Here is an 18,726-nt window from a genome sequence, read left to right as displayed (position 1 = left end):
CGCCTAGGATAGCGACTCCCCGCCGCCAAACTCCTCGGCCGCCGCTGCCGGATGCACGGGCATGTGATGCTCCGCCGCGCGCAGCTGCCCGAGCGGGATCAGCGCCACGACGAGCAGGCCGCCGCTGGCGATGAGGAGGCCATCGATGCCGCCCCACTCCGCGGCGACGCCGGCGACAACCGAGCCGATGATCTGGCCCACGGCCAGGAACACCGAGTACAGGCCCATGATCACGCCCCGCCGGCCGGGGTATCCCTCGCTCACGTCGGACAGGAAGCCAACCGCGGCGGGCGTGGCGCCGGCGAGCACAAAGAGGCCGGCCGCGGCGATGCCCAGCAGGCCGGCCAGGAACCAGATGGGCAGGCTGGACGAGTGGTTGACGCCCAGGACCGCCGCCACGAAGACGCCGCCCCCGGCCAACCCGATCCCGATGATCGTCGTCCGCCGCAGACGGGTGAACCGGGTGCCCCAGTACAGGAGCCCGCCGAACAGCACGAGCAGACCGACGCCCAGGACGAGACCAGCTTGCCACGGCTCGAAGCCCCGCATCAGGACCTGGTCCGCGAAGCGATCCGACGGCTCCTGGACCAGCTGGAACAACGCTTGCGTCCCCCACGAGCCGAGGAGGGCGTTGAGCGCGATCCAGGTCGGGGCCAGCAGCCACACCGGCCGGCTGCGGAGCACCTCGCGGTAGCGCCCGATGTGGAACAGGGCGGCTGGCACGGTCTCCTCGCCCGGCAAGGTCGGCACATGCTCGGGCAGGTCCTCGACCCCGTAGCGCAGGATGAGCAGCGTGATCCCGTAGATCACGGCGTTGACGTAGAACGCGGTTGGGCCCATGGCCGAATACAGGAAGCCGGCCGCGGCCGACCCGATGCCCACCCCACCCAGGGTGGCCACCTCGAAGCGGGCCACGACGCGGCCGCGCAGTGCCTGGCTGCGCGAGGTGGCGATGGCGATGTAGCCCAACGCGGCGGGGACACTGGCCGCTGCGGCCGCTCCCTCCAGGAAGCGCAACCCTCCCAGCAGCGGGACGCTGGTGGTCAGGGCGGTGGCGATGACCGCCACGCCGCCCATGATCGGGCCCGGCTGCATGAGGCGGTGCGTCCCGAACCGGTCGGCCAGCATCCCGAAGAACGGAGACAAGATCAACTCGGCTGCGAAGTACAGCGCCCCCAGAACGCCCGCCGTGAATGCCGACACGGCGACGACGTCCTTGTCGAACTTCGGCAGGTCGGTCAGGTAGAAGAGCAGCAGCGCACCGGTTAGCCCCGTCGAGAAGCGGAGCGTGAAGTTGCCCAACAGGACGGCCGTGATGGATCGGGTCACGAAGATGAACGAGTCTACGGGAGGCCCGAGGGAAACCCGTTCGGGATGATGCAGGACGACGCGTCAGCGGCCTAGCCGGTCGCCTCGTCGTCGCCACCGGCCGGCGCCTGATCATCCGCGGCCGGCGCCTGCTCATCCACGGCCGGCGGCCGAGGCCGCGCTCGACGTCGCCAGACGAGGGCGGCCCCGCTCCCAACCACCAACAAGACGCCGCCGCTCGCCGCCAGCCTCTCTGCGCCGCGGTCGCCAGCCTCGTCCAGGGTGACGATGACCGAGCCGGACCCGGACGCGGCCGCTGCGCTGTCACCCGCCTCCCAGGCATCACGGGCGGTCGCCAGCTCGAGGCTGGGATCCGAGAACAGGAGGCCGACCCAGGCCACGAAGCCTGGATCCGCGGCCAGCGCGGTCGTGGCTTCCTTGATGTCCTCGACCGCGGCCAGCTCGGACTCCCCCTCATCCAGAGCGGATTCCAATCCATCGTTGCCCTCGAACGCAGCCTGCAGCTCGTCCGGCGGCATGAGGTCCAGGTCGGCCGCCATGTCCGCGATGGCATCCGCCTTGGCCAGCACCTGGTCCGCCACTTCGAGCTCGGCGACGACGTCCTCGAACTGCCAGCTGCTCAGGTCATAGCGGATCAGCTCGGGCAGCTCCCAGTCTCCAGCCGCTGCCACGCCCTCGAAGTAGAGCGCGCGCGTCTCGGCGCGCTCGGTCAGCTGCACTTTTTGGGCGTCGTTCACGACCCACGCGGACCAAAGGTCGACGTAGTCGGCTCCGGTTCGCTCTTCGAGCAGGTCCAGCAGGCGCTGCCAGCCCTGCTGGGTGATGGCCACGCCGGTGCGGGGCGCACCCGTGGCGTGGAGTGGCTGGTAGGCCATCTCGGCGTCGTTGGCGGCGCGCCACACGGCCCGCAGACCCTCCAAATCGGTCCGATCGAAGATGAGCCCCGCCAGGTGGTACGAAGCGGAATACGCGAACGCCTCGACATCGGGCCCCTCGAACCCGATGCCGGCCCAGTCGTTGAGCGGGATCTGGGCCGCCAGCAGGTCATCGGTCAGCGTGAAGGTCTCGCCCGTGACACCGATAACCTCGGCGGACTGGACGGCGTAGAACTCGGCCCATGCCTCGCCGATCCATCGGTCGCGGAACAGGTCGTGGTTGAACCAGATATGGGCGGCTTCATGCAGGGTCACCGTGGCATCGGCGTCATAGCGGACGTTGATCTTCTCGGTCAGCTTGTTGTAGATCCCCGCGTAGTCGCCCAGCCGATTGGCCGACTCCTCGACCTTGAGGTCTCCGAACACCGCCCATGGCAGCCCGATGAGCTCCATCAGTGCCGGCAGGCCATCGGTCAGCAGGTCCTGCGTGCGAGCCGCCCATTCTGGATCGTCGTCCCAGGCCCGAATGATCACGCTGGCCTCCCTGCCGCCCAGGGTCAGGGTGAAGGGGATGCTGGTGAACAGGCCCGGCCGCTCGGCGGTTACGTAGGCGAACCAGATCGATGCGTCGCTCACGCTGGCGGCGAGCCGAACCGATCCGTCGCCCTCGATGGTCTCGCCCAGCGGTCCGCCATACACGCTCGGAGTGAAGGTCGGCGGAAGCAGGACGACCACGCTGCTGCCTGAAGCCCCATCGCTGCCAAAGGCCCAGACCGGGAATGCGGCCACGCTGTGGCCGATCCGAAAGTCGCGGTCCGCTGTCCCGCCCGGGTCGACCATGTCGAACGTGATCCGATATCCGTAGCTCTGCCCGTAATACACGGCCGCCCCGAATTCGATCTCGATCCGGGTAGCGTCGGCCGTGGTGGAGGCGCTCGCCTGGAGCGAAAACCCACCCGAGGTGACGGCCACGTTGCTCACCCCGGGCGGCACGGAGATCGTGATGCCGGAGTAGTAGACCTGCCCTTTCGACGTGTCCGCCTCGTAGGAAGTCGATACCGCGTCGATGGTCACGTGGACCCGCGCCAGGTCGGGTTGGACCAGGTACGTCGCGTCGGTGACGGTGACCAGGCCTCCGCCGGCACGAACCTCGGCTGGGCCGATGGGAACGGCCGCGGCCAGCACGCCGAGGACGATGGCCAGAATCGCGGCCCGCGGTGCGCCCCGGGTCAATGCCGGCATGCGGTCAGCATACAGAGCGCCCGGGCAACGGCCCGGGCGCTGGTTGGGCGGGACTCTGGGGTGAGGCTTACGCCGATGCGGCCAGGCTGTCCAGGCCGAACGCGGACTCCAGTGCGGCCATGGGCCGGAACCCAACCGCGGCCTTCGGTGGCTGGCCCTTCTGGAAGTACGCGACGGTCGGGATGCTCATGATCCCGAAGTGGGATGCGATGTGCGGGTTGGCGTCAACGTCGAGCTTGTAGACGTCGACCTGGCCGGCGTACTTCTCGGCGATCTTGTCGATTTCCGGGGCGACCAGGCGACAGGGACCACACCAGGCGGCCCAGAAGTCGACGATGACCGGGCGATCGTTCTGGGTCACCAGCTCGTCGAAGGTGGCATCGGTGACCTCGGGGACGTTGGACGACATTGGCTCAGTGGTTCCTTTCGTGGACTGTTGGTGGGGCGCCGCTCAGCCGGCGACCCGTTGCAGGGCGCCGACCAGGTCCAGGACGCTGCGATCGGCGATGCGGTACAGGACGGTGCTGCCCTGGCGTCGGCCGGCGACGATGCCGGCGGCGCGGAGGACAGCGAGGTGTTGGCTCATGTTCGGGACCTGGCACCCGACGTTCCGAGACAGGTCCCCGACCGAGCGCTCGCCGCCATCGGCGAGGAACTCGAGGACGCACAGCCGCTTCGGGTCCGCCAGGGCACGGGCCACGGCCGCCGAGCGGTCGCGTTGTGCCTCGGCCGGGAGAGCGGTGGTCATCACGAAGGTGACGGTATCAGTATTTGCGCAATCGCGCAAGTAGTATGCGACAGGCGAGGTGTCGTAACGCGGCTCCAGACTCCGCGCATGACTGTTCACCTGATCTGCCCCTGGTGCGAGGACGAGGTCGCCTTCGAGGTCGACCGCAACTCAGACGAGCTGCTGTGCAGCGCGTGTGGAACGAGCTTCGACTTCGCGCCCGACCCGGCCGTCACCTACGCCCTCCTGTACGAGGCCGCCTGAACCGCCACGAAATCGGCTAGGGCTTCGGCTTCTCGCTGATCTCGATGCGCTCGATGCGGTCGCCGAGGGCCGTGGCGCGCGACGGATCGCGCTCTCGAAGGGAGAGCAGCACGTCCATGCCGTCCGTCACCCGACCGAACACCGAGTGCTTCCCGTCGAGATGCGGCGTCGGCGCGAGGGTGATGAAGAATTGGCTGCCATTCGTGTTCGGGCCGGCGTTGGCCATGGACAGCACCCCCGCCGCGTCGTGGTGCAGCCGCGGACTGAACTCATCGCCGAACTGGTAGCCGGGGCCACCGCTCCCGGTCCCCGTCGGATCACCACCCTGGGCCATGAACCCGCGGATGACCCGATGGAAGGTCGTCCCGTCATAGAAGCCCGCCCGCGCCAGGTTCACGAAGTTCTCCACGGTGAGCGGCGCATCCGCCGCGAACAGCTCACACACGATCTCGCCCCGCTCGGTGACAAACCTAGCCGCGTACGACTTCGAGGTCTCGAGGGCGCCGGATGGGGGTGTCGGCCGCTCGGCCACTACGGTGAGCCCAGCAGCGCGCGCGCCCGCTCACGCGAGTAGTTCCAGGCCTGCCAGGCCTGGCCGGCCCGATCGGCCGCGAGCGTGTCCGCGTTGAAGTTGAGTGCGTCCCGCGTCACCCGGGCTGCCTGGACCGGCAGGCGCCGAAGCGCCTCCGCGAGCACGATGTCCGCGTCCGTGCCCAGGCTGGCCAGGTAGTGGACGTCCAGTCCTGTCCGGCCGTCGGGCGGCACCAATGAGGGGTCCACGGCCCGCTCGACGTTCCGCTCAGCGATGAACCGAACCGGGCCGATCAGGTTGAAGGCGAGGCCAAAGACGACCGAGAGCGCGATCATGCCGTGCAGCAGCCACCGGGTGCGGTCGGTGGCCAGCGCGACCGCCGTGCCCAGCGCCCCAATGGCCAGCCACAGGATGGCGGCCAAGACGTAGAAGCGGAGCTCTGTCCAGCCATACGCGTCCTGGTAGAGGCGGAGCCGGAGGTAAGCCGAGGCCAGCACCACCAGGGTCAGGGCGACGAGCCCGACCGCGGCCGCCACGTACCATCGCGAGCGGCGCGTGACGAAGGCCTCGAGGACGAGGATCACACCCGCCACCCCGAAGGCGACCGCGAGCAGCTCGAAGAAGCCGCGCCGGGCGTATTCGGCGTAGGTCAGGCCGCTGGCGTCCAGAGTATCGAGCCCACCGAACAGGTAGGTGGCCTGGAAGGCGACGAACACCGCGAACAGCGCGTTCAGGGCGACCAGTACGGTCAGGCATTCGGCGGTGCCGATGCGGGGCCGGCCCACCCACGCATCCGTGGCCAGCTCCGACTGGGCAGCGCGGTTGGACGAGATGAACGCCAGCATCCCGCCGGCCAGCCACGCGGCGATGAAGGCGGTGATCGTTCGTCCGACCAGGGTGTCCCAGTCCACCTGCCAGCTGAAGAAGTCGCCGGCGTAGCGCGCAAAGACGGCGTCTGCTGCCGAGAACAGCAAGCCGAACACGAGGAGCAGCGGGATGGCGATCAGCAGACCGCGCAGGACCGGCGTGGCCCGTGCGAGGTTGCCCCGCGTGCGACCGGGCGGGATGGACCTGGCGACGGTCTCCAGGGGTTCGGCGGCTCCCCAGGCGGCAGCGCCCATGACCCGTCCGCCCAGGGCTGCCAGCCGGTCGAGTGATTGCTCGACGACCCGCACCCCCGCAAAGCTCGCCAGCGCCGCACCGGTGAGTGCCAGGCTGCCCAGCACATCGAGAGCGACCAGCGTGGGATCCCCGCGCAGGGCGGCGAACGCCGCCAGGATGAGCGCTGCTATCGGCAGCCAGGCATCGGCCGATCGCAGGGCGGGCGCCGTCGACGGTCGAGCCAGCCAGCCGGCGGTGAGCGCCACCCCGATGGTGACCGGGACGTTGAGGCCGAGACCCACTCCGTAGAAGAGCAGCTGTGCCAGGAGCCCGAAGGCGGCTGCTGTCAGGAGGAGGATGGCGGCTCGTCGACCCTGGTCACTGCTCACTGCCGACGCTCGTGCGGCAGGCGGGATCCCGCGCGCGAGGGAATCAGTGCTCAAGGTCGATCACAACGCGGCTCGGGTTGCTGAGCACGAATGCGCGCAGGCACCCCTCGCCGGCCATCCCCACGTACCAGTTATTGACCGCCTCGAAGTCGCCTCGCTCGATGAGGTCCACCAGCTGGTCGAATCCTGGTCCGAACTCGGTGGGACCGGTGTAGGTGGGAGTCCCGTCGTCGCCGACCTTCGTGCCGCCGTTGAAAATGATCTGCAGGAACGCCGACCCGTTGACCGCCATTGGCATGCCGCTTGGATCCATGGTGAACGGCGGCTCAGCGGCTTCGACCCGGAACTCCGGTGTCCCGTCCTCCATGAACTCGAAGACGATGCGGTCATACCCGGCGTGGGTGCCCACCCGCACGTCGGCGAGATGAGCTAGCCCGATGCTGGCCGCACCGGTGATCGGCAGATCGCACACGAAGGCGGGCAGTCCACCGCTCGGCGTTTCGGAATCAGTTGGCTCGGCTGAACCCGATGCCGATGGTTCACCAGAGGGCGCCAGCGACGCCGAAGGCGGCGACCCTGACGCACCGGGGATGCGGCTGGAAGCCGATGGCATGCAGGCCGTCAGGACCAGGAGCGTGGCAGTCAGGAGGCGCCAGGACCGGGACATGGGCGTCAAATGGTACTCGCCCTGTCACGGCACAATGCGCCGGTGACCCGGCCCGATCAGCGCTCCACGTCGCCCTTGGCCGTCGCGGCCGCGCTGTTGATTGTGTACGTGGTTTGGGGCTCAACCTACCTGGCGATCGCGGTGATGGTCCAGACTCTGCCCCCGCTCGTGGCCGCGGGAGTCCGGTACGCGACGGCGGGTGTGCTGCTTCTGGTCGGCATCGGTATCTTGCGGCGCGCACGCCGCCAGCCGGGCGAGCGGCCGAGCTGGCTCCACTGGCGCTCGGCGCTCATCATCGGAACCCTCCTCCTGCTGGGCGGCAACGGAGGCGTGGTGCTCGCCGAGCAGCGCATCCCGTCGGGAATCGCAGCCCTGATCGTGGCCACCTCGCCCATCTGGATGGCCATCTTCGAAGCCCTGGTTGCCGGGCAACGTCCCAGCCGGCTTGCGCTCGCCGGCCTCGTGGCGGGCGCGGTGGGCGTGGGCATCCTGGTGGTCCCGCTGGAGGGGGTCGCGGCCCTCGACCCGGTCGGGATCGGCCTGGTGGCCGGGGCGGCCATCTGCTGGTCACTCGGCTCAATCTACGCCCGCCGCGCTCCGTTGCCGCGCTCACCATTTCAGGGTGCCGGGCTCGAGATGGTCGCCGGTGGGACCGTGATGCTCGGGGTCGGCATCCTGCGCGGCGAGCTGTCCGCGGTCGATCCCAGCACTTTCTCCAGCGCCTCGTTGATGGCGGTTGCCTACCTCATCGTGTTCGGCTCGGTTGTGGCCTTCACGGCCTATATCTGGGTCCTGCACCACGCCTCGGTCAGCGTGGTCTCGACCTACGCCTACGTGAACCCGGTGGTGGCCGTGGCGCTCGGCGCCATCGTGCTCAGCGAGCCCATGACGCCACGAACCTGGCTGGCCAGCCTGATCATCATCGGCGCGGTGGTAGCCATGGTCAGCGGCCGGCCCCGTGACGTGCCGGAGCCGGAAGCGGCCGTGGAACCGACGGCGGAGCGGGCCGCCTAGTAGGTCCAGCCCGAGCTGTCGTAGACCCGCCGGAGGACATGAGCTCCGTCGGTCAGCGGATCGGTCAGCGCCGGCTGGGCCTGGTCCAAGATGATGTAGGGATACAGGCGGACCTGGGCCACCTCGGTTCCCCGGAACGCGAACTCCACGATGACCCCCTCCTGCGTCTCTTGGCTCCAGTCCTGGCCGAACAGGAAGTTGCCGTGGCTGCCAATTGCGTAGTGCAGCGCGCCGTCATCGGTTCGGCTGAACCCAATCGGTCCTGCCCAATGCGTGCCGGAGCCCAGGATATGATCACATCCCGCGGCATAGAACATGGCCTGGTGCTGGATCTGAAGGGCAGTCCATCCCGACCGATACTCGGGCAGGCCCCATTGCGGCATGCAGAACACAAGGGTCGCTCCGGCTTCGCGCGCACGCCGCACGGCCTCTTCCGCGTTCGCCTGGTTGATCCAGGCCACGCCCGGTTGGTCTGCCCCGGCCGGGCTGGCGCCTGGGACCTCGTTGAAGCCGACGAAGGCGAACGTCATGTTCCCGACCTCAACCAGCGCCGGCTCCAGCGCGGCGTTCAGATCGGCACCGATGCCGGTGATCGGAATGCCGGCGGCGTAGAACTTGGCGATCGTCTCCAGGAGGCCCGCCACGCCCTGGTCCAACACGTGGTTGGCGGCCAGGGTGGCCACGTCGACGCCGAAGTCGTCGCGGAGGTGGGGTAGCACCGCCGGATCGATCGAGAACACGCTGCCGCCATTCACCTGCCAGTTGTCGACGACGGGGCATTCGAAGTCGTCGACCGTGACGTCGGCGTCCCGCACCAGGCGGGCGACACCGCCGGTATCCCCGGCGGGCACCGCATCCACGACGTTGAATCCGTAGCCCACGCTGCCTGGTGCCACCGGGTTCGGATAGATGCGCCGGTAGATGGCGTGGCCACCATCGAAGACCCACGGCCAGCCGCGGCCGAGGGTGATGGCCTGGTAGGCAACTCCCCGGTCGGGGCACGAGTCCCCGAGCGACATGAGGGTTCGGATCTCGTCTCGGTCATAGTCGGTCCAGGATTCGGGTAGGCCGATCGCGCTGCCGCGCACCGGGTAGTAGTGGCGGCGCGCCCGCGGTCCGCCGAACGGGTCAGCCGGGCCGATGCGAAGGACCTTGGTGGCCGGACTGACCAGGCCGGGTGGCAGGAGTGCCAGCGTTTGCGGGTCCTCTGCCAGGGCGGCCGGAATCTTGAGGCCATCGAGGCACGCGGCGCTTTCCGCGGGGCTGACCACGGAGCCGATCACAACGGTCACCTCGCACGGGACGAGGATCGTTCCCAGGGCCAGGTGCGCGCTCACCTCGGCGGCGGTGATCTGTACCCGGAAGCCGGTCTGGCCCGTGACCACCGGGAGCGGAAACTCCGCCAGGGCCTCCGGGGTTGGGCTCGGAATGGGGGAGGGAATCGGCGTGGCGGTGGGCGACGGCCTTTGCGTCGGGGAGGGGGTTGGGCTTGGGAAGAGGCCCGAGCAGCCGGCGAGCAGCAGCAGCGAGATGGCAAGGGAGCGGCCGGCCGTACGTGTCGTACGGCCGGCCGGCGGTGCTTTGACGTACCGCTCGGCATGCCTCGCGTTGGATAGCGACTCCGCCATGGTGTACCCATATTGCGACCGATTCTCGGAGGATACCCATGCGACGCCGGCGACCCGACTATCATCGGTCCCCCCATGAGCAAAGAACGGGTGGACACCGCCCTCGATTTCGGCACCGGGACCTCGACCAACCACCACGACGGCGTGCGCTGGATCGACTACCAGAACATCACCTGGAACCCGGTCTTCTGCAAGCGCTGCGACATCTGCGTCGACATCTGCCCCAAGGGCACGCTCGTGCTGCGCGACGACGCCATCCTCGAGCTGGAGAACTGCATCCTGTGCGGCCTGTGCGAGCGCTACTGCCCCGACCTGGCGATCGAGATGATCCCCGCCGCCATCGCGGCCTACGCGGCGAAGGGGGGCCAGGAAGGCGAGAGCCACCAGGCGGCCGGCGCGGAGACCGAGGCCTAGACCGATGCGCCGCCTGGTCCAGGGCAATGAGGCGGTCTTCCGGGGCGCCATCGCGGCGGGGGCCTCGTACTACGCCGGCTACCCCATCAGCCCCTCGACCGAGATCCTGAACGTGGCTTCGGGCTGGGCGGCCGAGCACCCCGAGTTCGGCTTCCTGCAGGCCGAGGATGAGATCGCGAGCGCCAACGCCGTGATCGGCGCCAGCTTGGCCGGGGCCAAATCCTTCACCGCCACCAGCGGCCCGGGCTTCAGCCTGATGCAGGAAGCAATCGGCTACGCGCAGAAGGTAGGCGTGCCGTGCGTATTCGTGGACGTCCAGCGGGTTGGGCCGGCGACTGGAATGCCGACCATGCCCGGCCAGGGCGACATCCTCCAGGTTCGGTACGGGAGCAGCGGAGACTACACCCCCATCGCGCTGTATCCGAACTCCGTCACGGAGGCCTTCACGCTGGCGGTGGCGGCGTTCAACGCGGCCGAGGAATCGCGCTCCCCGGTGGTCCTCCTGTCCGACACGTTCGTAGCCCACCTGAACGAGGTCGTGGACCTGGACGAGCTGGAGGCGAGCGTGACTGTCGCCCCTCGCGAGCTTGTGCCCCTGGCCCGCAACGGCGAGGCCGACCCGCGCTTCTTCGCCGGGGTCCTGATGTACGAGCACGGCCCCAACGCCGGCGAGCCGGCCACCGCGGACGCGGACGAGTACCTGCGCCAGTTCTACGCCGCCAAGCAACGGCACCTGGCGGTCGCGAACCGATACGCCCTGTACCAGCACGGCTGGAACACCGACGCCAAGACCCTGGTCATCTGCTACGGGATCGTGTCCCGTGTCGCCGCGCCACTGGCCCCCGACTACGCCCTGTTCCGCCCCATCCGGATCCACCCCATGCTCACCGATGAGCTGCGGGCGGTCGCGGACGGGTACGAAAGCATCGTGGCCATTGAGGCCAACGATGGGCAGTACGCGGACATGGCCGAGCTCGCCCTCCGTCGTGAGGTCAAGCGCGTCCCGCTGCTCGGCGGCCGGATCAGCCTGGAGGCCGTCAATGCCGGACTGGAGCGAGTCCTGGGCGACGGACCCGACGAGCCGCCCATCCCACCGGCCCCCTCTGATCGCGTTGCGCGCGCTCCGCTGGGGATCGGCTGATGCCCGAGGCCGCCTTCGCCGAGCTCGGCTTCAAGTCCAAGCTCAAGATGGACCTGTTCCCGACCATCTGGTGCCCCGGCTGCGGCATCGGCACGATCATGATCGAGCTGGCCATGGTCCTCGACGAGCTGGGACTGGACCACACTAATACCGTGCTCGTGACCGGCATCGGCTGCACCGGGCGGATGGGCAGCTACATGAAGTACGAGTCGGTCTACACCCTCCACGGCCGGACCCTGCCGGTGGCGGAGGCCATCAAGACCGTGCGCCCGGAGCTGAACGTGATCGTGGTGGCGGGCGACGGCGACACGGCCAGTATCGGCGGCAACCACCTGATCCACGCCATCCGGCGCAACGCGCGGATCACGGTCCTGTGTAACAACAACGAGATCTACGGCTTGACCGGTGGCCAGACCGGGCCCACCACGCCGACCGGGACGAAGACCCTGTCCTCCCCGGGCGGCAACCCGAACACGCCCATCAACCTGCAGGGGATCGTGCGCAGCTCCCCGCACGCGTTGTACGCGCGGACCACGGTCTACCACCAGCCCCAGATGCGGACCGCCATCCGCGAGGCGATCAGCCACGACGGGTTCGCGTTCGTGGACATCACTTCGCAGTGCATCGAAAACAACGGGCGACGGATCGGGTTCGCCAACGCAAACGACATGCTCACCTTCTACCGCAAGACCTACAAGCGAGCGCCCAAGGGTGCGGACCGATTGGGACCGTTCGAGCTGGGCATCGTGTACCCCGAAGGCCATGCCGAACGAACCAACGGGGCCCAGGCTGATGGCGCCGCCAAGCCCGATGCCGCCGCGCCGGCCAGCCTCGCTGGCGCAGACGATGCGGTCGCTCCTACATCCGCACCGATGGAGGCTTCCGCGCCGGCGGAGGGTCCGACTAAAGCCGATCGCCCAACGGTTTCCGATGACGAGAAGGCGCGCAAGCGCGCCGAAGCCCAGAAGAAGCTGGCCCTCATGCAGCGCCTCGACCCGGAGGTGAAGCTGCGGGTCGCGAAGGGCGAGCTGACGCTGGCGGACGCCCTCCGCGAGGCCGGGATCGACCCGGCCGAGCTCGAGGCGTAGGGTCGGCAAGGGGGCAGGATGGCGACCCGTATCGCGCTCGACGGGGTTGGTGGCCAGGGAGTCCGACTCATCGCCGGGGTGCTGGGCACGCTGTTGGCCCGGATGGGCAAGCAGGTGACGGTCCTGTTCGACTACGACTCCTCGGTTCGCGGCTCCATGTCCGACGCGTTCGTCACGTTCAGCGACACGCCCATCGACAACCCGGTGGTCGAGGAGGCCGACATCCTGCTCCGTCTGGCCGACCGCGGGCACCTGCGGATCAGCGGCCGCAAGGTGGTCACCGACCTGGGCCTGGGGCTGCCCGGCGACGAGCAGATCCCGTTCGCCTCCCTGGGGTCCGAGCACTTCGGCAAGGAGTTGTTCGGGAACATGATCGCGCTCGGCCGGCTTCTCCGTCTGGCGGGCATCGAGTACGACGAGGAGGCGATTCGCAGCTCGTTACCGCGGCGTTACCAGGACGAAAACGTGGCGGCCATTCGCTTTGGGTTCGACCTAACCGATGCCGAGATTGCACGCCTGGCGGCCGCCGCGCCGCCGTCGCGGTTCGAGATGAACGAGGCCGCCACGACCCCGTGAGCCTCGACCTGGCGACCATCCGCTCTGCGCCCAAGGCCCTGCTCCACGACCACCTGGATGGTGGCCTCCGGCCGCGGACCGTGGTCGAGCTGGCGGCCGAGACGGGGTACCGCGACCTGCCAACCACCGACCCCGACGCGCTGGCGACCTGGTTCCGCCGCGGAGCGGACGGCACCAGCCTCGAACACTACCTGGAGGGGTTCGTTCACACCGTCGGCGTCATGCAGACGCCCGAGGCATTGGAACGAGTAGCGGCCGAGTGCATCGAAGACCTGGCGGCCGATGGCGTGGTGTACGCCGAGGTCCGCTTCGCGCCGGAGCAGCACCTCCAGAACGGCCTGAGCCTGGACGAGGTGGTAACCGCGGTCCTGGCGGGATTCCGGAGAGGGGCCGAGGGACGCCCCATCACCACGGGCCTTCTGATCAGTGCCATGCGCCAAGCGGCACGCTCGGTGGAAATCGCCGAGCTGGCGGTCCGTCACCGCAACCACGGCGTGCTGGGCTTCGACATGGCCGGCCCGGAGGCAGGCTATCCACCCACCCGCTACCTGGATGCGTTCCAGCTCATCGCCCACGAGAACTTCCACTTCACCCTGCACGCCGGGGAGGCCTTTGGCCTGCCCTCGATCTGGGAGGCGCTCCAGTGGTGCGGGGCCGAGCGCCTGGGGCATGCCGTCCGTCTCGTGGACGACATCACGGTCCATCCGGATGGGCGCGTCTCACTGGGCCGGCTGGCGGCCTATGTCCGCGACACCCGGGTGCCACTCGAGATGTGCCCGTCGTCGAACGTCCACACCGGCGCGGTGCGGTCCATCGCCGAGCATCCGTTCGACCTGCTGCGGCGTCTCCGCTTCCGGGTGACCGTGAACACCGACAACCGCCTCATGAGCGGCATCACCCTGACCGACGAGTTCGCGAACCTGGTCCGGGCGTTTGGAATCGGCCTGGACGACATGGAGTGGCTGACCCTGAACGCGATCAAGAGCGCGTTTCTGCCCTTCGATGGCCGGATCCGGGTCATCAACGAGCAGATCAAACCGGGTTACGCCCGGTTGCGGGCGGCCGCAGCGGCCGCCGAGATCGCGACGGGCTAGACCCCGACGGCTGACGGCTCGACCTGGGTCAGGGCCACATCCACCCGCGCGATTTGCTCGCCGGTCAACGGGCGAAGTGGCGGCCGGACATCGGGTCGGACCGGCACTCCCCGTCGGCCGAGTACGTGCTTCACGGACGCGATGAACGGCTGCGCCTCCATCGTGCCGCGCAGGGCATCCAGGCGGCCAGCGCCGAAGGGAGTCGGGTCGTCGAGCACCTCGCGCACCACGTCAGGAAAGGCGGCAGCGAGCCCGCTTACCGCACCCACCGCCCCGGCCGCAAGGGCCTGGACGATCAATGGCTCGGAGCCGACGAGCACGGGGAGGCCCAGCTCCAGGTACGGCGCGACATCAGCGAACGGTGACTCCGACACCTTCAGCCCGACCAGGTTGTCGGCTCGCCTCCCGACGCGGCGGATGACCTCCGTGGGCAGCGGGTATCCGCTGCGCCGGGTGAAGACGTAGATGAAGAAGGGGAGCGGGGCGCACGCGGCCGCCGCCGCGACGAGGTGCTCCGTCAGCGCCTCTGGATCGAGTGGGAAGTAAGGCGGCGGGATGACCGCCGCGCCGTCAGCCCCAATCGAGGCGGCATGGGCGGCCAGGGCCGTGGTGTCGGCCGTGGTCTGCGCGCCCGCGTGGACCAGCAGCTTGCCCCGCACCACAGCACGGAACGCAACCGCGGCCTGACGCCGCTCGTCCATCGACAGGAGCATCCCCTCCCCGGTGGTCCCGCAGCAGAACACCCCATCCGCCCCGTGGCCTTCCAGGAAGGCCACCATCGGTCCAATGGCTCCCTCGTCCAGGGTGGTTCCGCCGTCAGTCAGCGGAGTGGCGGCGGCGACGATCAACGGAGGGTGGCCGAACGACCACGGCATCAGCATGAGCCGGACTGTACCCGACGCCGGACCGGGTAGATGCGGAGGCATCGGTGTACCATCGGCCGCGCATGACGTATGTCATCACGGAGCCGTGCATTGGGGTCAAGGACGGGTCGTGCGTCGATGTTTGCCCGGTGGACTGCATCCATGCCACCGATGACGACACGATGTTCTTCATTGACCCAGACGAGTGCATCGACTGCGGGGCCTGCGAGCCGGAATGCCCGGTGACCGCCATCTTTGCCGAGGACGCGACCCCCGGGCAGTGGACCAACTACATCCAGATCAACGCCGACTACTTCAAGACCAAACAGTAGTCCCCGACGCGTGGCCGTCCGCCTGATCGCCCTCTACGCGGCCCCCGAGGACCCGGCCGCGTTCGAGGCCCACTACCGTGATACCCATGTCCCCATCGTCCGCCGCTACCCGGGGCTTCGCGACCTGCGCCTGACCCGGACCGATGGGGTGGGCGGTCGTGCGCCTGCTTTCTACCTGATCGCCGAGATGGCCTTCGACTCCCGGGCCGACCTGGACGCCGCACTGGCCTCGGAGGCGGGGGTCGAGAGCGGGAGGGACCTCCGCAACTTCGCGAGCGCCGGGGTGACCATGTTGGTCGCGGACGACGAATCCGATATCTGACCGATGCCGGACCGATACGCATGACCGAACCGGAAGCCCCGGTCGCGGCCGATCCGGCCAGCCTGGGTTTCGACCGGATCCAATACGCGCGCGACGCCGCGCGCGGCGTGGCCACCGTGACGATCGATCGTCCTCAGGTCATGAACGCGTTCGACTTCCGCACCCTCCGTGAGCTGGGCGCCGCCTTCGAACAGGCGGCGTGGGACGAATCGGTATCGGTGATCGTGGTCACCGGGGCAGGAGACAAGGCGTTCTGCACCGGGGCGGATCTCGACGAGCAAGCGGCCATGGGCGCCACCAGCGGGCAGTACTGGCGCTGGATGGGGGCGTTCATCGAGATGCACGACCGGCTGCGGAGCATCGGCAAGCCGACCATCGCCCGCATAAACGGCGCGTGCGTGGGAGGCGGCAACGAGCTCCAGATGGCATGCGACCTGGCGGTCATGGCCGACGACACCTACATCCGGCACGTGGGACCTGAGCACGGTTCGGTGCCCGCGGGTGGCGCCACCCAGTGGCTGCCGCTGCTGGTCGGCGATCGGCGGGCGCGGGAAATCCTGATGCTGTGCGAGCCGATCCCCGCCGGCCAGGCACTGGAGTGGGGGCTCGTGTCGCGGGTCGTGCCGCGCGGCGAGCTGGATGCCACGGTCGACGGGCTGGTCACCAACCTGCGCCGCAAGCTGCCGGAAGCGCTGCGCTACACGAAGACCCAGCTCAACTGGTGGAAGGACCTGGTGTGGGCCCAGACCGTGACCCATGCCCGCGAGTGGCTGGCCCTCCACTCCACTGACGACGAGACCCGCGAGGCGGTGGCCGCGTTCCACGAGAAGCGCCCGCCCCGCGTGGAGGCGCTGCGGTCCCTGCAATCAGGCGCCGGTCGGGTGTGCCCGGAATGTGGTCAGTCGGGTTTGTCCGCGTACGCGGAGTACTGCAGCGCCTGCGCGGTCAAGCTCCCCTCGGTCTTCGAGTCCATCCCATGACGAGAAGCGGATGAGCGACGAGCCTCTGGTCCTGGTCGAACTCGACGAGGCGCGCCGGGTCGCCCTCGTCAGGCTGAATCGTCCCAAGCAGCTGAACGCCCTGAACGGGCCGACCATGGACGCGTTGTGCGAGGCGCTGGAAAAGCTCGACCGCGACGAAGCGGTCCGGGTCATCGTGGTGACCGGTAGCGAGCGTGCCTTCGCCGCGGGCGCGGACATCGGGGAGATGGCCGGTGCCTCGCCCATCGACATGCTGCGCACGAACCGCATCGCGCAGTGGGATCGGGTCCGCAAGATCACGAAGCCCGTGATCGCGGCGGTCGCCGGCTGGTGCCTGGGCGGCGGCTGTGAGCTGGCGATGGCCCTGGACATCATCATCGCCGCGGAGAGCGCCCGCTTCGGTCAGCCCGAGATCAAGATCGGGGTCATGCCCGGCGCCGGCGGGACCCAGCGCTTGCCGCGAGCCATCGGCAAGAGCAAGGCGATGGAGATGATCCTGACCGGCGAGCCGATCACGGCCGCGGAGGCGGAGCGCATCGGCCTTGTCTCACGAGTCGTGACCGACGAGCTGCTGGTCGAGGATGCCCTGGCCCTGGCGGCGGAGATCGCCAAGCGCGCGCCGCTGGCCCTTCGCCTGGCGAAGGAATCGGTCAATGCCGCGTTCGAGATGGGCCTGACCGATGGGCTGGCGCACGAGCGCCGCCTGTTCTATCTGCTTTTCTCGTCCGACGACCAGAAGGAGGGGATGACCGCCTTCCTGGAGAAGCGCGACCCCAACTTCAAGGGCCGCTGAAGCGCTGAAGTGATCAGCCCTCGTTCGGGACGGGGCGCTGGACCCACCACTCGGCGAACGAAAGGGCGCCCGTCGTCCGCGAAGCGGATGACCCAGATGTTGGCGTAGGCGTCCTCGTACGGGGTCTCAGTCGTGGGGGCATAGGTCGTCCAGCCCTCGATGACGGCCGTGTCCGCGTCCACGGCCACGATCCGATGCTCGAACTGCCACTTCGCCTTCGCGTCTCCGTGACCGATCCACTTCTCGATGATCGTGTCGCGCCCGTGCCAGGTCCGCTCGTCACGGGGCCACGGATACGGGGAGTAGGTCGCGTCCTCAGTGAAGAGCGCGGCGATGTCCTTCGGGTCGTCCGTGCTCCACGCGTGTCGGTATCGGTCCAGCCAATGCTCGACGTCAGCTCGGTTCATCGGGTACGCCTCCTTCGTTTCCACGTGGACTGGGGCCCAGAGCTGGGTCATCGTCCGGTCTCGGTCTGTGCGTGGAGCTGGTCGCGCATCACCGATCGGAGCCGGGCTTCAGTGGCCTCGCTGAACGGCGGCGCGGATCCGCGCAGGGCACGGATCAGCCGGTTGCGCTCCTCGATCCGCCGCCGATTCTGGTCGAAGCGGAGGAGAAAGTCGTCCGGGTGCTCTATCTGGAACATCGCTCCTGCATTCGTTGTGATTGACGCTGTGCTAACCTGTGTATATCGTATGACAGTTAGACCTAACCTGTCAACACAGTTCGGTGGTGATTCGGTGACACCGGGAGAGGAAATTTGGCGACACCAATGACGGTGCCGGTGGCCACCGACTCCGCCCGCCGTCAGCCAGCGCCGGGCGAGTTGGAGCTGGTTCGCCAGTTCGTGAACACCTTTGACGTGGAATCGGACGGGGAGGGCTTCTCCTCGCCGGGCGACCTGTCGGCGTGGATGGCGGAGCGCGCCCTCCTGCCTGCCGGCCGGCGCCTCACCGAGCGTGACCTGGCGACCGCCCGCGCGTTCCGCGAGACCCTCCGCGACGTCCTGGCCGCCAACGCGGGACACGCCAACGAACCCGAGGCGCGCCCACGGCTCGACCGGATCGCGGCCCGCTACCCGTTGCGGATGCGCCTCAATGGCGGGGCGCGGCTCGATGGGGACGGCGGGAAGGGCATCGCCCCCGCCGTGGCCCGACTGCTGGGGACGATCTACGACGCCATGACCCTGGGCACCTGGGAGCGGCTCAAGGTATGCCGCAACGACGAGTGCCAGTGGGCGTTCTACGACCACTCCCGGAACCATTCCGGGGCGTGGTGCACCATGGCCATCTGCGGCAACCGGATCAAGGGCCGCACCTTTCGCCAGCGCCATGCGGGGAGCGCGGCAGACTAGCCGG

23 protein-coding genes are annotated in these 18,726 nt (G+C 68.8%); 12 read left to right on the top strand and 11 right to left on the bottom strand.

Features of this window, described 5'->3' with window-relative positions:
- Positions 1-3: 3 nt before the first annotated feature.
- From AABM41_00650 to AABM41_00635, 4 genes are all read right to left on the bottom strand, one after another.
- The gene (locus AABM41_00650; GenBank protein ID MEK6190813.1) at positions 4-1,329 is read right to left on the bottom strand and encodes an MFS transporter; all 1,326 of its coding nucleotides are present in this window, start codon (positions 1,327-1,329) and stop codon (positions 4-6) included.
- Positions 1,330-1,400: 71 nt separating this feature from the next.
- Entirely contained in the window at positions 1,401-3,446 is a 2,046-nt protein-coding gene (locus AABM41_00645) for a hypothetical protein (GenBank protein ID MEK6190812.1), read from the bottom strand.
- 67 nt (positions 3,447-3,513) lie between these two features.
- Positions 3,514-3,855, bottom strand: coding sequence for a thioredoxin (gene trxA / locus AABM41_00640; GenBank protein MEK6190811.1), 342 nt, complete (start codon positions 3,853-3,855; stop codon positions 3,514-3,516).
- A gap of 42 nt (positions 3,856-3,897) precedes the next feature.
- On the bottom strand, positions 3,898-4,194 hold the full coding sequence (locus AABM41_00635) for a metalloregulator ArsR/SmtB family transcription factor (GenBank protein MEK6190810.1): 297 nt from the start codon (positions 4,192-4,194) through the stop codon (positions 3,898-3,900).
- Positions 4,195-4,281: 87 nt separating this feature from the next.
- Between AABM41_00635 and AABM41_00630 the strand changes: the two genes are divergently transcribed.
- Positions 4,282-4,437, top strand: coding sequence for a hypothetical protein (locus tag AABM41_00630; GenBank protein ID MEK6190809.1), 156 nt, complete (start codon positions 4,282-4,284; stop codon positions 4,435-4,437).
- Positions 4,438-4,453: 16 nt separating this feature from the next.
- Here AABM41_00630 and AABM41_00625 read toward each other — a convergent pair whose 3' ends face one another.
- The 3 genes from AABM41_00625 to AABM41_00615 are packed head-to-tail and all read right to left on the bottom strand — an operon-like array spanning position 4,454 to position 6,931.
- Positions 4,454-4,969 carry a peptidylprolyl isomerase gene (locus AABM41_00625; GenBank protein ID MEK6190808.1) on the bottom strand — a complete coding sequence of 172 codons (516 nt, stop codon included), beginning with the start codon at positions 4,967-4,969 and terminating at the stop codon, positions 4,454-4,456.
- The gene (locus tag AABM41_00620) at positions 4,969-6,459 is read right to left on the bottom strand and encodes a DUF4173 domain-containing protein (GenBank protein ID MEK6190807.1); all 1,491 of its coding nucleotides are present in this window, start codon (positions 6,457-6,459) and stop codon (positions 4,969-4,971) included. Before AABM41_00620 ends, AABM41_00625 begins: the two co-directional genes overlap by 1 nt.
- 43 nt (positions 6,460-6,502) lie before the next feature.
- Positions 6,503-6,931: a hypothetical protein gene (locus tag AABM41_00615; protein ID MEK6190806.1), complete on the bottom strand. Its 429-nt coding sequence runs from the start codon at positions 6,929-6,931 to the stop codon at positions 6,503-6,505.
- A 237-nt stretch (positions 6,932-7,168) separates the two neighbouring features.
- Between AABM41_00615 and AABM41_00610 the strand changes: the two genes are divergently transcribed.
- A complete protein-coding gene (locus tag AABM41_00610; protein MEK6190805.1) occupies positions 7,169-8,140 on the top strand; it encodes an EamA family transporter in 972 nt (323 codons plus the stop codon).
- On the opposite strand, the gene AABM41_00605 is transcribed toward AABM41_00610, so the two are convergent.
- Positions 8,137-9,768: a CapA family protein gene (locus tag AABM41_00605; protein ID MEK6190804.1), complete on the bottom strand. Its 1,632-nt coding sequence runs from the start codon at positions 9,766-9,768 to the stop codon at positions 8,137-8,139. The genes AABM41_00610 and AABM41_00605 overlap by 4 nt on opposite strands.
- A 75-nt stretch (positions 9,769-9,843) precedes the next feature.
- Here AABM41_00605 and AABM41_00600 point away from each other — a divergent pair, with 75 nt between their 5' ends.
- The 5 genes from AABM41_00600 to AABM41_00580 are packed head-to-tail and all read left to right on the top strand — an operon-like array spanning position 9,844 to position 14,081.
- Entirely contained in the window at positions 9,844-10,182 is a 339-nt protein-coding gene (locus AABM41_00600; GenBank protein ID MEK6190803.1) for a 4Fe-4S binding protein, read from the top strand.
- A gap of 4 nt (positions 10,183-10,186) precedes the next feature.
- Positions 10,187-11,323: a 2-oxoacid:acceptor oxidoreductase subunit alpha gene (locus AABM41_00595; protein ID MEK6190802.1), complete on the top strand. Its 1,137-nt coding sequence runs from the start codon at positions 10,187-10,189 to the stop codon at positions 11,321-11,323.
- The gene (locus AABM41_00590; GenBank protein ID MEK6190801.1) at positions 11,323-12,411 is read left to right on the top strand and encodes a thiamine pyrophosphate-dependent enzyme; all 1,089 of its coding nucleotides are present in this window, start codon (positions 11,323-11,325) and stop codon (positions 12,409-12,411) included. The genes AABM41_00595 and AABM41_00590 overlap by 1 nt, the downstream gene beginning before the upstream one ends.
- 18 nt (positions 12,412-12,429) lie before the next feature.
- On the top strand, positions 12,430-12,987 hold the full coding sequence (locus tag AABM41_00585; GenBank protein ID MEK6190800.1) for a 2-oxoacid:acceptor oxidoreductase family protein: 558 nt from the start codon (positions 12,430-12,432) through the stop codon (positions 12,985-12,987).
- Positions 12,984-14,081 (top strand): adenosine deaminase, encoded by a 1,098-nt coding sequence (locus AABM41_00580; protein ID MEK6190799.1) that lies wholly within the window; start codon positions 12,984-12,986, stop codon positions 14,079-14,081. Before AABM41_00585 ends, AABM41_00580 begins: the two co-directional genes overlap by 4 nt.
- On the opposite strand, the gene AABM41_00575 is transcribed toward AABM41_00580, so the two are convergent.
- Complete coding sequence (locus AABM41_00575; GenBank protein ID MEK6190798.1) at positions 14,078-14,962, bottom strand: dihydrodipicolinate synthase family protein; 885 nt, start codon at positions 14,960-14,962, stop codon at positions 14,078-14,080. The two genes, AABM41_00580 and AABM41_00575, sit on opposite strands and share 4 nt — an antisense overlap.
- A 65-nt stretch (positions 14,963-15,027) precedes the next feature.
- On the opposite strand from AABM41_00575, the gene AABM41_00570 reads away from it, so the two are divergent.
- Genes AABM41_00570 through AABM41_00555 form a run of 4 tightly spaced genes read left to right on the top strand, consistent with a single transcriptional unit; the run spans position 15,028 to position 17,371 of the window.
- Positions 15,028-15,276, top strand: a complete 249-nt coding sequence (locus tag AABM41_00570; GenBank protein ID MEK6190797.1) for a ferredoxin family protein — start codon at positions 15,028-15,030, stop codon at positions 15,274-15,276.
- 10 nt (positions 15,277-15,286) lie between these two features.
- On the top strand, positions 15,287-15,598 hold the full coding sequence (locus AABM41_00565) for an EthD family reductase (protein MEK6190796.1): 312 nt from the start codon (positions 15,287-15,289) through the stop codon (positions 15,596-15,598).
- Between the two features lie 20 nt (positions 15,599-15,618).
- Positions 15,619-16,578 (top strand): enoyl-CoA hydratase/isomerase family protein, encoded by a 960-nt coding sequence (locus tag AABM41_00560; GenBank protein ID MEK6190795.1) that lies wholly within the window; start codon positions 15,619-15,621, stop codon positions 16,576-16,578.
- A gap of 10 nt (positions 16,579-16,588) precedes the next feature.
- Positions 16,589-17,371, top strand: a complete 783-nt coding sequence (locus AABM41_00555) for an enoyl-CoA hydratase-related protein (protein ID MEK6190794.1) — start codon at positions 16,589-16,591, stop codon at positions 17,369-17,371.
- Here AABM41_00555 and AABM41_00550 read toward each other — a convergent pair.
- Together AABM41_00550 and AABM41_00545 are read right to left on the bottom strand one after the other, a co-directional pair.
- Positions 17,287-17,778, bottom strand: coding sequence for a nuclear transport factor 2 family protein (locus AABM41_00550; GenBank protein ID MEK6190793.1), 492 nt, complete (start codon positions 17,776-17,778; stop codon positions 17,287-17,289). The genes AABM41_00555 and AABM41_00550 overlap by 85 nt on opposite strands.
- Positions 17,779-17,825: 47 nt before the next feature.
- The gene (locus AABM41_00545; GenBank protein MEK6190792.1) at positions 17,826-18,014 is read right to left on the bottom strand and encodes a hypothetical protein; all 189 of its coding nucleotides are present in this window, start codon (positions 18,012-18,014) and stop codon (positions 17,826-17,828) included.
- A 138-nt stretch (positions 18,015-18,152) separates the two neighbouring features.
- Here AABM41_00545 and AABM41_00540 point away from each other — a divergent pair, with 138 nt between their 5' ends.
- Complete coding sequence (locus AABM41_00540; protein ID MEK6190791.1) at positions 18,153-18,722, top strand: CGNR zinc finger domain-containing protein; 570 nt, start codon at positions 18,153-18,155, stop codon at positions 18,720-18,722.
- Positions 18,723-18,726 lie beyond the last annotated feature (4 nt).

The sequence above is a fragment of the Chloroflexota bacterium genome (assembly GCA_038040195.1).
In the GTDB taxonomy this organism is placed as follows: domain Bacteria; phylum Chloroflexota; class Limnocylindria; order QHBO01; family QHBO01; genus DASTEQ01.
Note: the sequence above shows the minus strand (reverse complement) of the source record. Positions and strands in the feature narration are given on the sequence as shown.

Bases quoted from the DNA above. Each gene is read 5' to 3' on its own strand.
- AABM41_00545 (MEK6190792.1), bottom strand. From the start codon at position 18,014: ATGTTCCAGATAGAGCACCCGGACGACTTTCTCCTCCGCTTCGACCAG.
- AABM41_00560 (MEK6190795.1), top strand. From the start codon at position 15,619: ATGACCGAACCGGAAGCCCCGGTCGCGGCCGATCCGGCCAGCCTGGGT.
- AABM41_00575 (MEK6190798.1), bottom strand. From the start codon at position 14,962: ATGCTGATGCCGTGGTCGTTCGGCCACCCTCCGTTGATCGTCGCCGCC.
- AABM41_00570 (MEK6190797.1), top strand. From the start codon at position 15,028: ATGACGTATGTCATCACGGAGCCGTGCATTGGGGTCAAGGACGGGTCG.
- AABM41_00645 (MEK6190812.1), bottom strand. From the start codon at position 3,446: ATGCCGGCATTGACCCGGGGCGCACCGCGGGCCGCGATTCTGGCCATC.
- trxA (MEK6190811.1), bottom strand. From the start codon at position 3,855: ATGTCGTCCAACGTCCCCGAGGTCACCGATGCCACCTTCGACGAGCTG.
- AABM41_00555 (MEK6190794.1), top strand. From the start codon at position 16,589: ATGAGCGACGAGCCTCTGGTCCTGGTCGAACTCGACGAGGCGCGCCGG.
- AABM41_00605 (MEK6190804.1), bottom strand. From the start codon at position 9,768: ATGGCGGAGTCGCTATCCAACGCGAGGCATGCCGAGCGGTACGTCAAA.
- AABM41_00600 (MEK6190803.1), top strand. From the start codon at position 9,844: ATGAGCAAAGAACGGGTGGACACCGCCCTCGATTTCGGCACCGGGACC.
- AABM41_00595 (MEK6190802.1), top strand. From the start codon at position 10,187: ATGCGCCGCCTGGTCCAGGGCAATGAGGCGGTCTTCCGGGGCGCCATC.
- AABM41_00550 (MEK6190793.1), bottom strand. From the start codon at position 17,778: ATGAACCGAGCTGACGTCGAGCATTGGCTGGACCGATACCGACACGCG.
- AABM41_00635 (MEK6190810.1), bottom strand. From the start codon at position 4,194: ATGACCACCGCTCTCCCGGCCGAGGCACAACGCGACCGCTCGGCGGCC.
- AABM41_00585 (MEK6190800.1), top strand. From the start codon at position 12,430: ATGGCGACCCGTATCGCGCTCGACGGGGTTGGTGGCCAGGGAGTCCGA.
- AABM41_00590 (MEK6190801.1), top strand. From the start codon at position 11,323: ATGCCCGAGGCCGCCTTCGCCGAGCTCGGCTTCAAGTCCAAGCTCAAG.
- AABM41_00630 (MEK6190809.1), top strand. From the start codon at position 4,282: ATGACTGTTCACCTGATCTGCCCCTGGTGCGAGGACGAGGTCGCCTTC.